Annotated in this window: 13 protein-coding genes and 1 pseudogene; 5 read left to right on the top strand and 9 right to left on the bottom strand. The window is 71.6% G+C overall.

Annotation, left to right across the window (positions count from 1 at the left end; all coding sequences use genetic code 11):
- Nucleotides 1-432, bottom strand: a pseudogene (locus AB0M87_RS25050) (hypothetical protein); the annotation flags it as partial.
- A gap of 300 nt (nucleotides 433-732) precedes the next feature.
- Here AB0M87_RS25050 and AB0M87_RS25045 point away from each other — a divergent pair.
- Nucleotides 733-1,791 (top strand): LacI family DNA-binding transcriptional regulator, encoded by a 1,059-nt coding sequence (locus AB0M87_RS25045; RefSeq protein WP_365856605.1) that lies wholly within the window; start codon nucleotides 733-735, stop codon nucleotides 1,789-1,791.
- Entirely contained in the window at nucleotides 1,788-2,327 is a 540-nt protein-coding gene (locus AB0M87_RS25040; RefSeq protein ID WP_365856603.1) for a hypothetical protein, read from the top strand. The genes AB0M87_RS25045 and AB0M87_RS25040 overlap by 4 nt, the downstream gene beginning before the upstream one ends.
- 14 nt (nucleotides 2,328-2,341) lie before the next feature.
- Here AB0M87_RS25040 and AB0M87_RS25035 read toward each other — a convergent pair whose 3' ends face one another.
- From AB0M87_RS25035 to AB0M87_RS25025, 3 genes are all read right to left on the bottom strand, one after another.
- Nucleotides 2,342-2,998, bottom strand: coding sequence for a DUF5063 domain-containing protein (locus AB0M87_RS25035; RefSeq protein ID WP_365856601.1), 657 nt, complete (start codon nucleotides 2,996-2,998; stop codon nucleotides 2,342-2,344).
- Nucleotides 2,991-3,590 carry a recombination mediator RecR gene (gene recR / locus AB0M87_RS25030; RefSeq protein ID WP_365856599.1) on the bottom strand — a complete coding sequence of 200 codons (600 nt, stop codon included), beginning with the start codon at nucleotides 3,588-3,590 and terminating at the stop codon, nucleotides 2,991-2,993. The genes AB0M87_RS25035 and recR overlap by 8 nt, the downstream gene beginning before the upstream one ends.
- A 92-nt stretch (nucleotides 3,591-3,682) precedes the next feature.
- Entirely contained in the window at nucleotides 3,683-4,018 is a 336-nt protein-coding gene (locus AB0M87_RS25025; RefSeq protein ID WP_365856597.1) for a YbaB/EbfC family nucleoid-associated protein, read from the bottom strand.
- Nucleotides 4,019-4,342: 324 nt separating this feature from the next.
- Here AB0M87_RS25025 and AB0M87_RS25020 point away from each other — a divergent pair, with 324 nt between their 5' ends.
- Nucleotides 4,343-5,107 carry an SLATT domain-containing protein gene (locus tag AB0M87_RS25020; RefSeq protein WP_365856595.1) on the top strand — a complete coding sequence of 255 codons (765 nt, stop codon included), beginning with the start codon at nucleotides 4,343-4,345 and terminating at the stop codon, nucleotides 5,105-5,107.
- A gap of 199 nt (nucleotides 5,108-5,306) precedes the next feature.
- Here AB0M87_RS25020 and AB0M87_RS25015 read toward each other — a convergent pair whose 3' ends face one another.
- From AB0M87_RS25015 to AB0M87_RS24995, 5 genes are all read right to left on the bottom strand, one after another.
- Complete coding sequence (locus tag AB0M87_RS25015) at nucleotides 5,307-5,957, bottom strand: hypothetical protein (protein WP_365856593.1); 651 nt, start codon at nucleotides 5,955-5,957, stop codon at nucleotides 5,307-5,309.
- A gap of 101 nt (nucleotides 5,958-6,058) precedes the next feature.
- Nucleotides 6,059-8,467 (bottom strand): dolichyl-phosphate beta-glucosyltransferase, encoded by a 2,409-nt coding sequence (locus AB0M87_RS25010; protein WP_365856591.1) that lies wholly within the window; start codon nucleotides 8,465-8,467, stop codon nucleotides 6,059-6,061.
- Between the two features lie 35 nt (nucleotides 8,468-8,502).
- Nucleotides 8,503-9,192, bottom strand: a complete 690-nt coding sequence (locus AB0M87_RS25005; RefSeq protein ID WP_365856589.1) for a GntR family transcriptional regulator — start codon at nucleotides 9,190-9,192, stop codon at nucleotides 8,503-8,505.
- Between the two features lie 104 nt (nucleotides 9,193-9,296).
- Complete coding sequence (locus tag AB0M87_RS25000) at nucleotides 9,297-10,448, bottom strand: serine hydrolase domain-containing protein (protein WP_365856587.1); 1,152 nt, start codon at nucleotides 10,446-10,448, stop codon at nucleotides 9,297-9,299.
- A 118-nt stretch (nucleotides 10,449-10,566) separates the two neighbouring features.
- Entirely contained in the window at nucleotides 10,567-11,934 is a 1,368-nt protein-coding gene (locus AB0M87_RS24995; RefSeq protein WP_365856585.1) for an aspartate aminotransferase family protein, read from the bottom strand.
- Nucleotides 11,935-12,183: 249 nt separating this feature from the next.
- On the opposite strand from AB0M87_RS24995, the gene AB0M87_RS24990 reads away from it, so the two are divergent.
- Together AB0M87_RS24990 and AB0M87_RS24985 are read left to right on the top strand one after the other, a co-directional pair.
- Entirely contained in the window at nucleotides 12,184-12,777 is a 594-nt protein-coding gene (locus AB0M87_RS24990; protein WP_365856583.1) for a type 1 glutamine amidotransferase family protein, read from the top strand.
- The gene (locus AB0M87_RS24985; protein WP_365856581.1) at nucleotides 12,774-13,304 is read left to right on the top strand and encodes a MarR family transcriptional regulator; all 531 of its coding nucleotides are present in this window, start codon (nucleotides 12,774-12,776) and stop codon (nucleotides 13,302-13,304) included. Before AB0M87_RS24990 ends, AB0M87_RS24985 begins: the two co-directional genes overlap by 4 nt.
- Nucleotides 13,305-13,309 lie beyond the last annotated feature (5 nt).

Below are 13,309 nucleotides of genomic sequence, written 5' to 3'. Positions count from 1 at the left end.
CTCGGCGCCCTGGTCCGAGTTCCCGTCGTCCCCCTTGATCATGGCGAGAGCGCCACCACCGGTGTGCATACCACCGTGCGGCCGGGCGTTGTCGCCGTCACCACGGCCGTGGTGGTCACGGCCGGCCTGGTCCTCGGCACCCTGGTCCGAGTTCCCGTCGTCCCCCTTGATCATGGCGAGAGCGCCACCACCGGTGTGCATACCACCGTGCGGCCGGGCGTTGTCGTGGTCGCCGCGGCCGGTGTCACTGCCGGCGGACTGGTCCTGGTCACCCTGGTCCTGGCCGGAGTGGTCACGGTGGTCGCTGCTGGAGGACGAACCGCCATCCGAAGCCGGCGTGCCGGAGAAGGACAGGGCATACGCAGCAGGGGTCGAGATGGCGAGCGCCGCGGTGATGGCGGCCGAAGCGAGCAACGTGCGGGTAGTGCGCATGGGGAAGGATCCTTTCGTCACGACCACGAAGGCTGACGGTTCGTCGGCTCATCGGTTCGCAGTGGCGACGTCCTCACCATCAAACGGAATCTGACGCCCCGCCATCCGGGAGGGCGCAAGGGGGTGATGGCTGGGCTCAACGGGTTCCGTGGGTACAGATATTCACTCGTAGGACGGCACGTCACATCGCCCGAACGGCGTCGCCTGCCTGCGGAACCTGACGCTCCGCCACCCGGCGGGGAGAACGGCGCGAAGAGCACGGGGAGAGCGCTCTCCATCATCTCCCACTACAGTGCGTCCATGAGCAGAGAGACCGTGGCGCCGGCTGCCATGCCCACCCTGGAAGACGTGGCGCGTGCCGCCGGCGTGTCCCGCGCGACCGTCTCGCGGGTCATCAACGGCATCCGCAACGTGGACCCGGCCATCCAGCAGGCCGTACGCGATGCGGTGGCCGCGACCGGCTATACGCCGAACCGTGCCGCCCGGGCCCTGGTGACCCGGCGCGCCGAAACCATCGCCCTGGTGGTTTCCGGGGCCGGTGACGCCTCGGAGGCCGAGCAGAACGCCTTCGCCTCACGGATCTTCGCCGACCCGTTCTTCGGGCGGGTGGCCGCCGGAGTGGTCGGGTATCTGCGGCCCCGGTCGATGCACCCGGTGCTGATGTTCGCCGAGACGTCGGACGCCCGCGACCAGGTGGTCACGTACCTGCGGCAGGGCAGCGCCGACGGCGCGCTGATCGTGTCCACGCATGGGGAGGACCCGCTGCCCGGGATGTTCGCGGCGGCCGGGCTGCCCGCCGTGCTGTTCGCCCGGCCGACCGGGACGGTGCCGCTCAGCTATGTGGACCTGGCCCACCGGGACGGGGCGGAGCTGGCGGTGGCGCATCTGCTGGACCGGGGCTGCCGACGCCTCGTCAGCATTGCCGGTCCGCAAGGCGTTTCGGCCGGACGCGAGCGGCTCCTAGGGTTCCGGGACGCCCTGGCGCGCCATGGCCACCCGTACGTCCCGGCGGCCGAGGGTGACTTCACACAGCACGGCGGGGAGCGGGCGATGGCCCGGCTGCTCGGCGAAAACCCGGACCTGGACGGGGTGTTCGCCGCCAACGACCTGATGGCACAGGGCGCGTGCCTGGTCCTGCGGGAGCACGGCAAGCGGGTACCCGAGGATGTCGCGGTGGTGGGCGTCGACGACGGTTCGACGGCCCGGACGTGCCGGCCGCCGCTCACCACCGTGCGGCAGCCGGTTGAGGACATGGCGGCGGAGATGGCGCGGCTGTTGCAGGAACGCATCGAGCATCCTGACCTGCCGGTGACGTCGGTCATCTTCGAACCGGAGCTGGTGGTACGGGAGTCGGCGTGACCGTCCGCACCACCCGGGACCCGGACCACGCGCGTGCGGTCGTCGCCGCGTACGAATCCGGGTGGTCGCACCGGGCTGCCCCGCGGCGTGACCACTCCCGGCGGCCGGTGCGCGGCGGGCTGGTGCGCGGCGGGTTGGTGCGGCAGTACGCCCAGTTCAGTGCGGGAGCGGACGCCGGCCTTGCGGTAGATCCCGCCGGCGGGCGGCTCCGGCACGGTGGCCACGGCGCGGATCAGTTCGAGGGCGAACAGCGGGGCCCGGCGCTGGTTTCGTACACCTTGCGCAGCAACCAGTGCGGCGTCCCGGCGGACCACGGAAGCGCCGCCGGTTCCGCACGTTCCGGCAGCGTCGCCAACTCCGGAAGCGCCGACAGTTCCGCCAGGGACAGCGGGGGCAGTACGACCTCGCGGGCGGCAGGCCGGGCGGAGTGCCGGGCCCGCGACCGGTGCGGTGCCGAGGGCGGTGGTCTCGGTCACCAGTGGGCGCACACGGGCCTGGCCTGGTCGCCAGACAACCGGAATGCCACCGTCGAGTGAACGCCCGGCACGACTCAGGCCCGGCCCAGCCCCAGCTGTCCGCCGATCTCCTCGACCATCACCTTCCCCGCCTCCTCGGCCAGCGCCTCCTCGCTCAGGTCCTGGTCCGTGTCCAGGCCGTCGAGCGCCGGGAGCGGCTGGTCGAGGCGGACGTGGGACACCAGGGACTGCAGGGCGCGCAGGGCCGCCGACGCGGTGGAGCCCCAGTTGGAGAAGTAGGAGAACTGCCACCACCACATCGCCTCGGTGACCCGGCCCGCACGGTAGTGGGCCATGCCGTGGCGGAGGTCGGTGACGAGGTCCGCGAGGTCATCACTGATGCGGCGCGGCACCGGCGCCGTGCGCGGCTCGTAGGGGTCGAAGAGCTCGGAGTAGACGTCGATCGGTTCGAGCAGCGCCGCGAAACGCTCCCGCAGGTCGTCCGCGTCCGGCTCGGGACCGAGGTCCGGCTCGTAGCGGTCGGCCGGGAGGATGTCCTCGTGGGCGCCGAGACGGCCGCCGGCCAGCAGCAGCTGGGAGATCTCCAGGAGCAGGAAGGGGACCGCACTGTCCGGCTCGTCGCCCTTCGCCACTTCGGTGACGGCGACGATGAAGGACTCGACCTGGTCGGCGATCTGCACCGCGAAGTCGTTCGGGTCCTCTCTGACCTCATTCAGCGTGGCGTCAGACATCGAGTAGTCGTCTCCCCTCAAAGGCACGGCCGAGCGTTACCTCGTCCGCATATTCCAGGTCTCCCCCGACAGGTAGACCACTGGCCAGTCGTGTGACCTTCAAACCCATGGGCTTGATCATGCGGGCGAGGTACGTCGCCGTGGCCTCCCCCTCCAGGTTCGGATCGGTCGCCAGGATGAGCTCGGTGATGCTGCCGTCCGCGAGCCTGGCCAGCAGTTCACGGATGCGCAGATCGTCGGGGCCGACGCCCTCGATGGGGCTGATGGCGCCACCGAGCACGTGATAGCGGCCGCGGAACTCCCGGGTGCGTTCGACCGCGACGACGTCCTTGGGTTCCTCGACGACACAGATGATCGTCAGGTCGCGCCGGGTGTCCCGGCAGATGCCGCAGAGTTCCGCCTGCGCCACATTGCCGCACACCGAACAGAACCGGACCTTGTCCTTCACCTCGAGCAGCGCGTGCGCGAGGCGTCGGACGTCGGTCGGCTCAGCCTGGAGGATGTGGAAGGCGATCCGCTGCGCGCTCTTGGGACCGACGCCGGGCAGCCTGCCCAATTCGTCGATGAGGTCCTGAACCACGCCTTCGTACACGGAGCGCCTCTCGTTCTGCTCTGAAACGTACGGTAGTTGCTGGGAGGTTCCCTCAGCACCCCTGGAACGTCGCTGTCCTCACGTCGCCGTCCTCACATACCGAGACCCGGCATGCCGCCGAGCCCCTGGGCCAGCGGACCGAGCTTCTGCTGCTGCAGCACGGACGCGTTCTCGTTGGCGGCCTGGACCGCGGCGACGACCAGGTCCGCGAGGGTCTCGGTGTCCTCCGGATCGACCGCCTTCGGGTCGATCACCAGGCCGCGCAGCTCACCGGAGCCGGTGACGGTCGCCTTGACAAGGCCGCCGCCGGCCTGCCCCTCGACCTCGGTCCTCGCCAGTTCCTCCTGCGCCTGCGCGAGGTCCTGCTGCATCTTCTGGGCCTGCTGAAGCAACTGCTGCATGTCGGGCTGGCCACCACCGGGAATCACGGGTCACTCCGAGGCTGTTCGACGACGTTCTGACGGGCACTTCTCCGGGGGCTGCCACGGGCACTCCCCGGTGAAACGAGCCTACGTGGTCGCCGGGCGCACCGCGCCCCGCCCGGGAAGACCTGAGGAAGCCGGATGGATACCCGGGGAAACCCGAGGGGACCAACTCTTTCGGGTGAGACGCGCGGACTCCATTACCTGATCACAGGCTACTTCCGCGGGTTGACCCCGCCATAACGGCGCCAGGACCCACCATTCGGCGGTAGGAAGAACGGGCGCCGCGGTAGCCACGCGCGCACCGTACGTCACGGAGGGGGGAGGCTGGTGGGCCACCCGGACATGCCACAGCCCGAGGAGAACACCGGACGGCGGGGGGCCGCGCCCGGGCCGGGGCCCGGGCCCGCCTCGGCTGCCGTTACAGGGCCCGATCTGGCCGGGCAGCCGTTCCCGCACGGCGACTGGGCGCAGCCTGCCGTGCGCCTCGACGAGCTGTACCGCTTCGTGGAGACGGACGCGCTGCGAACGGCCCGCTGGTACCTCGCGGACCGCCGCTGGAAGCGCCGCGGAGCCCGGGCGTTACGGCTCGGCACGGCAGCCGGTGGCCTGGCCGGGGCCGCGCTGCCGCTCCTCGACCTGGCGGCCGGCTGGGACGGCGCCGCCCCCTGGGGCTATCTGGCGCTGCTCGGCGGAGCCGCCTGCGCGGCCTGCGACCGCTGGTTCGGCCTGACCGCCGGGTGGATGCGGGACGTGGCCACCGCACAGGCCGTGCAGCGACGCCTGCAGTCCCTCCAGTTCGACTGGGCCTCGGAGAGCGTGCGCGAGGTGCTGGGCCCCGCGGAGGGCACGGCGAGTGAGGCGGCCGAGCGGTGCCTGGGGGTGCTGCGGCGGTTCGCCGAGGACGTGACGGAGCTGGTGCAGGGGGAGACGGTGGAGTGGATGGTGGGGTTCCGGGTGGGGTCCGTGCCGGCGGGTGTGCGGGTGGGGGTGGCTCGGGCGGATGCGGAGCCGTTGTCGGGGCGGGGGGTGTCCACGGTGCTGACCCGCCCCCACATGCCGCGGCAGCGGCCGCCGGACTCGCCCCCGCGGTAGCGCCTGCGGCGGGCCTTCTCCCCGCCCCTTCCCGAACCGGGGGCGCCGCCCCCGAGCCCCGGGTCCTCAATCGCCGGACGGGCTTGAATGCGGCTGGCGTCAGCTGCACAGCTCAGCGGCACGCCCCGATAGCTGAGCGATATCCGGATAGCTCAGCCAACTCCAGGGGAGCAGCGCCGCAGGCACCGCCCCCCACCGCTCAGCTGAAGACGATCATCGACCCCTGCCCCAGGCTCCGCGTAGCAGCCGCGTGCAACCCCAGCCAGACATGCCGCTCCCGCCCAAAGGGCCCGCCCTCCACGGGCGCCGCCCCCGCTGGTTCCTCCAACGTCGTGGGCCGCTCCGGCGGCTCCGGTGCAGCCGGTGGGTTGGCGGGGTCGATGCCGATCGACGGGGCGACGAACGCGAGTTCGCGCAGCAGGCCCTGGGTCGAGCCCAGCGGACCACCGCCCGCCAGCAGGTCGTCGTTGGAGAGGGGAGCGGCGAAGTCGACCGGGACGTAGGCGCCGGCGTGATCGTAGTGCCAGACCAGGTGCGACTGCTGGGCCGTGGCCTCGAACATCTCCAGGAGCTGTTCGTAGTCGCCGCCGAGTGCGTCGACCGGTGCGACCTCGAGACCGCACATCTTCAGCAGGTACGCACGCCGCAGAAAGTGCAGCGCGTCGTAGTCGAAGCCCGCGACGGGGGCGACGTCTCCCGCGAGGCCGGGCATGTAGGCGAAGACCGGTACGGAGGGCAGGCCGGCGGCGCCGAGGGCCTGGTCGTAGCCGGCTATCTCTTCCGCGAAGGGGTTGTCAGGGCTGTGGCACAGCACATCGACGAGGGGGACAAGCCACAGGTCACAGGCCAACGGTGCTCCTAGCGGGGTTCGGGGGTCACCCCCCGAGCGGGCTCGTCGCACCAGCGTAGTCCGCCGCGCACGCTGCGCGAAGACCCCGGTCGACACCGTGGTCAGCTGCCCTTGCCCACCGGCCAGATCCACGCCCCACCGACCTGCTTGCCGGGGCGTCCCAGCAGCTTCTCCACCGTGACGTACAGCGCCGCGTCGTTGTCCTCGGGCGGAATCACGACCACCCCCGCCTTCCAGTACGCCAGGTCGTACCGCGCCTGTGCCCGCCACTGGGCGCCGATCTCCGGCACCTTGCCGCCGTAGCGGACGTCGTGGAAGAGATTGGAGGTGTAGCGGGGTGACGCCCCGTAGATACCGATACGGTCCGGGCCCCACGGCCCGTTGAAATAACCGCCCGGCACCGGGAAGTCCATGCCGGTGGCCGACTGCCAGTGCAGGGCCTCCGCGCTGCCCGGGTCGGGCAGCGGGACCGGGACCACCGACTCCCCGGGGGCGACGTACTGCTTCCACATGCCGTCGGCGATGAAGGCCGGCACATCGGGGCGCGCCTGGACGGGGTACGGGGTCGGCACGATCGGCAGCAGGGCGGCGGCCACCGCCGCCAGGCCCACGATCCGGTACCCATGGACCGGGGCGCGGACCAGTCGGTCGGCCGCCAGGGCGATCAGCATGCCGAGCGCGGGGGCGCAGATCATCGCGACCCGGCCCTCGATCACCGAGTCGAAGAGCGGCCGGTGGGCCAGCGCCCGCCAGGGGCCGGGGAACACCACATCGGTGTACGGGATACGGATCTTCTGCCCCAGCGAGAGCACCGCCGCGGCCACCGCGGTGCAGGCCAGGGCCTTGACCAGGGCGTGCCGCCACAGCCGTACGGTGATCGCGAAGGCCAGCGCCGCCAGCGGCCAGCCGTAGAAGGCGTTCTCCTCGGTCCGGTTCAGCGCCAGCGGGTCCGCCGTCGTATCGCTGCCGAAAAGGGACCGGCCGGAGAATTCGAGCAGCGCCCGTGGGCTGTTGCCGGCGTTGTCGCCGTGCAGCACGCTGTGGTAGCTCTGCGGGCCGAAGAACTGCCAGTACAGCGGGTACGCGACCAGCGGCAGCGCGGTCAGCGCCGCGACGCCCAGCCCCTGGAGCAGCGGGCGGGCCGCGGCCCGGGCCACGTCCCGGCGGGCCAGGGCGTACCACGGTGCGAAGAGCAGCATGCCGATCGAGGCCAGCAGGAAGGGCTCTTCGCCGAGGAAGATCTGGTAGGTCGCGAAGAGGCCCAGCAGCACCCCGTCCCGTACGACGGACTCTCCCGCGCAGAGCCGCAGCGCCCGGTCGATGATCACCGGGATCATGAAGAGCACCAGGAAATTGGGGTGCGCGTTGCCGTGCGAGATCATCGGCGGGGCGAACGCGGCCAGCCCCGCACCCAGCGCGGCCGCCCAGCGGTTGCGCACCAGGCGCTTGGCGATCAGCCAGTACCAGGCCACCGCCGTCGCGGCCAGACCGCCGGTCAGCACCAGTGCCCAGGTCACGGTCGGGCCGAGCGCCAGGGTCACCGGGGCGAGCGGGATGGAGAGCCCCAGCATCGGGGTGTTGCCCATCAGGTTCACCCCGGCCGGGTAGTTCTGCGCGGCGGTGAAGAGCGGGTTGTGCAGATGCGCGACGTTGTCCGCGGTGGCCGCGAAGAACCACTCCCACTGGTTCTGGTCCTGCAGCGAGTCGGCGAGGTAGCCGTGCCCCAGGTCCGCCCAGAGGTTCTTGTAGAGCAGGACCGAAGCGAGCAGGAAGAGTCCGCAGACCACCAGGTCGACCCGCCGTAGCGCGCGGGTCTTCAGCTGTGCCAGTTCGCCGAGCACCCGCAGATAGTCGAGCGGCCCGACCTTGGAACCCTCCTGGTGCGCCCAGCGCACCGGGACCTCGGCGACCGGCCAGCCCTGTCGGCGGAAGTACTGCAGGATCTCGACGTCGATTCCCCAGCCGTCGAGCCGGGCGTCGGCGAACGCCTCCCGCGCCTTGTCCCCGTCCAGCAGTTTGAACCCGCACTGGGTGTCCCGGATACCGGGGACGGCGACGGCCTGTATGAGGCGGTTGCCCATCCGGCCCAGCCACTCGCGCAGCCGCCGCTGGTGCACCTCGACCCGCGATTCCGGGTGGGCGCGTGAGCCGACCGCCGCGTCGTGACCGGTGTCGAGTTCCTTGGTGAGCCGGTCGAGTTCCTCGATCGGGGTCGCCAGGTCGGCGTCGGTGACCAGTACGCGCTCTCCGGCGGACGCGGCCACGCCGAGCCGGAGCGCATGCCCCTTGCCGCGGTTCGCCGGGCTGCTGACCAGCCGGATGCGGGCGTCGGCCGCCGCTGCCCGGCCGGCGATTCGAGCCGTGCCGTCGGACGAGCCGTCGTCCACGACGATGAGTTCCCAGCCGCCCGGGTGGCCGTCGAGGTGGCCCCGGATGGCGTCCAGAGTGGGACGCAGCCGCCCTTCCTCGTTGTACGCGGGCACGATGACGGACAGCTGCACCGCCGCCACGGCCGCATCTCCCCTGGCTGCGTCTCCCACCGCGGTCACTCGCCCGGCCGGCCGGGCGTGGTCAGATCTCTCAGCTTCTTCGCCCAGGCGAGACCGTGCGCGTTCGACTCCCTGATCACCGCGTGCGCGGTGTCGGCGTCCCCGTGGACCACCGCGTCGGCCAGTTGCTCGTGCCCCTGCCACAGCCCGTCCGAGAGGTCGGTGCGCCCGCGCAGGTACGGCACGGCGAAGACCCAGCACTGCACCCGCAGCCGGTGCAGGAAGTCGGCGATGTAACGGTTGCCGGTGAGCGCGGCGAGTTCCCGCCAGAACCGCAGGTCGTAGCCGATGAGAATGTCCAGGTTCCCGGACCTGCTGGCCTGTCCGGCCTCCTCGGCCCGGCGGCGTACGGACAGCAGCGGCTCCCGGCAGACCCCCCGGTGCGTCAGGTTCCGGAAGATGCCGTCCACGACCAGCGAGCGCGCCTCGACCATGCCGCAGTAGTCGTCGACCGAGAACTCGTGGACCCGGAACCCCTTGTGCTGGTCGGAGTCGAGCAGCCCCTGCGCGGAGAGATCCACCAGCGCCTCCCGGACCGGGGTGGCGGAGACCCCGTATCCCTCGGCGATCTGTTTGACGGTGAATTCCTCACCCGGCTGCAGACGCCCCGCGAGTACTTCGTCACGCAGCGCATCCGCGATCTGCTGCCGCAGGGTACTGCGGGTGACCGCTCCGCTCGCGGGCATGGTGGGCCTTCCCCTCGTCCGACTCCGCACACCCTACGACGGGGCACGGGGGCGGTTTCCGGGACGGGCGCGGACCGTGATCGGAGCGGAGGTGACCCGCCGGCTCAGGCGCCGGCCGCGTAACGCCAGAAGTCCCGCATGAGGGGTGTGGGGGTCGGGCCGGTCAGTTCCACCTGGGTGAGCAGCACGGTCACCGTGCCGGTGGCCGGGATGATGTGCGCCGCCGTTCCGGTGCCGCCGACCCAGCCATAACGTCCCGGCACGTTCCAGGGATCGACGGTCTCGATGTCGACCGCGCCGCCGAACCCCCAGCCCTGGCCCTCCAGGAACAGTTGGCCCGCCGACCGCTGGGCCCGGGTCAGGTGATCGGTGGTCATCAGCCGCACCGACTCCGGCGACAGCAGCCTGCGGCCGTCGGCGGCCGTGCCCCCGGCCAGCAGCATCCTCCCGAAGGCGTGCCAGTCGTCGGCGGTCGAGACCAGACCGCCGGCACCGGACGGGAACACCGGGAGGCTGCTCCACTGACCGTCGGGGGCATCGACGCTGCGCAGACCGCCGGCCGGATCCGGCCGGTAGTACCCGGTGAAGCGGTCGAGCTTGTCGGCGGGCACCGCGAACGCGGTGTCGGCCATCCCGAGCGGCTCGAAGAACCGCTCGGCCAGGAACTCGGGCAGCGGACGGCCCGAGACCCTGGCGATCAGTACGCCCTGGATGTCGGAGCAGGCGTTGTAGAGCCAGGCGTCGCCCGGCTGATGCAGCATGGGGATGCGGGACAGCACCGCCATCCAGGTGTCCGGCTCCGCGACGTGCTGCGGCTCCGGCGGCCCCTGCTTCAGCTCGCTGAACAGCGGGGCGACCGCCGGCAGCGAGAAGTCCGAAGGGAAGCCGTAGCCGGCCCGGAAGGTGAGCAGGTCGAAGACGGTGATCGGCCGGGCCGCCGGGACCACGTCGTCGAGCGGCCCGGCCGGCGTGCGTACGACCATCGGCGACGCCAGCTCCGGCAGCCACTTCCCGATCGGGTCGTCCAGTGCGATGCGGCCGTCCTCGACCAGGGCCATGACCGCCGCGGCGACGATGGGCTTGGTGATCGAGGCGATGCGGAAGATCGAGTCCCGTGCCATGGGCGCCGTGCCCTCCATGTCGACGGAGCCGACGGCTTCCGCCTCCACACGGTCGGGGCGAGCCACCAGGGCGACGGCGCCCGGCAGCGATCCGCTGCGGACGTGCTGGGTGAGGGTGCTGTGCAGGTCGGGCATCGGTCCACCTTCTCTGAGTGCGGTCGGAAGGGAGACTCTCGTGGCGGCCCGGACTCATCGGCTGCGCGGGGCCTTTCGGGGCTCTGCCCCGGTCCCCGGACCAGCACCCCCCGCCCCGCTACGCGCTCACATACTCGTCCGCCACCGACAACGCCTCGTCCAGCACGGCCAGCCCCTCCTTCGCCTCCGGCTCGGAGATGTTGCAGGCCGGCACCACGTGGGTCCGGTTCATGTTGATGAACGGCCACAGGCCCCGCGCCTTCGCGGCCGCACCGAACGCCGCCATCGGCGCGGCGTCCGTGCCCGTCGCGTTGTAGGGCACCAGCGGCTCCCGCGTCTCCGGGTTCCGTACGAGTTCCAGGGCCCAGAACGCGCCGACGCCGCGGACCTCGCCGACCGAGGGGTGCCGGGCCGCGAGCTCCGTCAGTCCGGGGCCGAAGAGGTCCGTGCCGAGGCGGGCCGCGTGGCCGACGATGTCCTCGTCCTCCATCGCCCGGATGGTCGCGACGGCGGCCGCGCAGGCCAGCGGGTGGCCGGAGTAGGTGAGACCGCCCGGGTAGGGCCGCCGGGCGAAGGTCTCGGCGATCTCGGCGGAGATCGCCACGCCGCCCAGCGGTACGTAACCCGAGTTGACGCCCTTGGCGAAGGTCAGCAGGTCGGGCGTGACGCCGAACAGCCCGGCCGCGAACCACGTACCGGTCCGGCCGAAGCCCGCCATCACCTCGTCGAGGATGAAGACGATGCCGTAGCGGTCGCAGATCTCCCGGACGCCCGCGAGGTAACCGGGCGGCGGCGGCATGATGCCCGCAGTGCCCGGGATGGTCTCGAGAATGATCGCCGCGATGGACTGCGGGCCCTCGAACGCGATGGTGTCCTCAAGGTGCTGGAGGGCGCGGGCGCTCTCCTCGGCCTCGGTGCTCGCGTGGAAGGGCGAGCGGTAGAGGAACGGCGCCCAGAAGTGCACGACCCCGGCGGACGCGGTGTCGGAGGGCCAGCGGCGCGGGTCACCGGTGAGGTTGATCGCGGCGGCGGTGGCACCGTGGTACGAGCGGTAGGCGCTCAGCACCTTGGTCCGGCCGGTGTGCAGCCGGGCCATCCGGACCGCGTTCTCGACCGCTTCGGCGCCACCGTTGGTGAAGAAGATCTTGTCGAGGTCGCCGGGGGTGCGCTCGGCGATGAGGCGTGCGGCCTCGGAGCGCGACTCGATGGCGAAGGCGGGCGCGAAGGTCGTCATCCGGGCCGCCTGCTCCTGGATCGCGGCGACGACCTTCGGGTGCTGGTAGCCGATGTTGGTGAAGACCAGGCCGCTGGAGAAGTCGAGGTACCGGTTGCCGTCGTAGTCCCAGAAGTACGACCCTTCGGCGCCGGCGACGGCGAGCGGGTCGATCAGGTCCTGGGCGGACCAGGAGTGGAACACATGCGCGCGGTCGGCGGCTTTGACGGCCGCACCTGTCCGGGGATCGGGCTGCTGGATCTGAGGGGTCATGCGTTCCAGCGTAGGGAACCGCAGGTGGGGACGGACATGGCCATCGTGTACGGCCTCGGCGGGAATGGTCGGCAGAATGTCGCCTTCTGCGCAGGCTCACTGCGGTCCGGCGGCCCGGCCCCGCCGGACCACCGTCCGCATGCGCGCTGCCGCCATGATGACAGTATGCTGTCATAAGCGCCGCACGAGCCGGTCGCCGTGGCGTCGAACCCCGAGTCGAGCACCGGTTCGAGCACCGAGGAGCACGTCATGCCCAGCAGAACCGCACATCTCGCCGTCTATCCCGCTTTCGCCGACTGGGAAACCGGCCACACCACCGCCTATCTCGTCCGCAACGGCTATACCGTCCGGACCGTCGGTCCCACCCTCGATCCCGTCACCACCCTCGGTGGGCTCCGGATCCAGCCTGATCTGACCCTCGACTCCGTGCGCCCCGAGGACAGCGCCCTGCTGATCCTGGCGGGGTCCGACCTCTGGGACGCGGGCGACGAACTGGCCCCCTTCGCCCGTACGGCGCGCACCTTCCTGGACGCGGGTGTGCCGGTCGCCGCGATCTGCGGGGCGACCGTCGGTCTGGCCCGGGAGGGGCTGCTTGACGAGCGGGCGCACACCAGCGCGGTCTCCTCCTATCTCGCCGCCACCGGCTACGGCGGCGGCGAGCGGTACGTCGAGGCGGATGCCGTCACCGACGGCGACCTGATCACGGCGGGGCCCACCGAGCCGGTCGCGTTCGGCCGGGAGATCTTCGGGCGGCTCGGGGTGTACGGGCCGGAGAAACTGGACGCCTGGTACCGGCTCTTCCACGACTCGGACCCCGCCGCGTACCAGGTACTGAGTTCATGAACCGGGCGGCAACGGACCGCGCAGCAGACCGGGACGCAGCAGACCGCGAAGCGCTCAGCAGGACCGCTGTCGGGGTATTCCGGCTGAATGGTCAGTTCCTCGCCGTGTCGGAGGAGTTGGCCCGCCCGGCCGGGTTGACCGCGGCCCGGTGGCAGGTGCTCGGCGCCGTACTGCACGAGCCGCTGTCGGTCGCCGGGATCGCCCGGGCCATGGGCATCACCCGGCAGAGCGTGCAGCGCGTCGCCGACCTGCTGGCGGCCCAGGGGCTCGCCGAGTACCTGCCGAACCCGGCGCACCGCCGCGCCAAACTCCTCCGCCCCACGGACGCGGGGCGGACCGCCGTGCAGGAGATCGCACCCGGTCATGCGGAGCTGGCCGGGCGGCTCTCCCGCGCGCTGGGCCCGGAGCAGTTCGCGGAGACGGTACGGGTGCTGGAACGGCTCTCGGACGTCATGGCCACGCTGGCCGCGCCGGCGGAGACGACCGCTGCGGTACGCGGCACCATCGCGTCGCCGAAGACGCACTGACGGGG

Origin of the sequence: Streptomyces sp. NPDC051320 (assembly GCF_040682175.1) — a bacterium.
Lineage (GTDB): Bacteria > Actinomycetota > Actinomycetes > Streptomycetales > Streptomycetaceae > Streptomyces.
This window is presented reverse-complemented; position numbering and strand designations above follow the sequence as displayed.

Coding starts and splice junctions, on each gene's coding strand:
- AB0M87_RS25045 (WP_365856605.1), top strand. CDS start 733: ATGAGCAGAGAGACCGTGGCGCCGGCTGCCATGCCCACCCTGGAAGAC.
- AB0M87_RS25035 (WP_365856601.1), bottom strand. CDS start 2,998: ATGTCTGACGCCACGCTGAATGAGGTCAGAGAGGACCCGAACGACTTC.
- AB0M87_RS25005 (WP_365856589.1), bottom strand. CDS start 9,192: ATGCCCGCGAGCGGAGCGGTCACCCGCAGTACCCTGCGGCAGCAGATC.
- AB0M87_RS25000 (WP_365856587.1), bottom strand. CDS start 10,448: ATGCCCGACCTGCACAGCACCCTCACCCAGCACGTCCGCAGCGGATCG.
- AB0M87_RS24995 (WP_365856585.1), bottom strand. CDS start 11,934: ATGACCCCTCAGATCCAGCAGCCCGATCCCCGGACAGGTGCGGCCGTC.
- AB0M87_RS24990 (WP_365856583.1), top strand. CDS start 12,184: ATGCCCAGCAGAACCGCACATCTCGCCGTCTATCCCGCTTTCGCCGAC.
- AB0M87_RS24985 (WP_365856581.1), top strand. CDS start 12,774: ATGAACCGGGCGGCAACGGACCGCGCAGCAGACCGGGACGCAGCAGAC.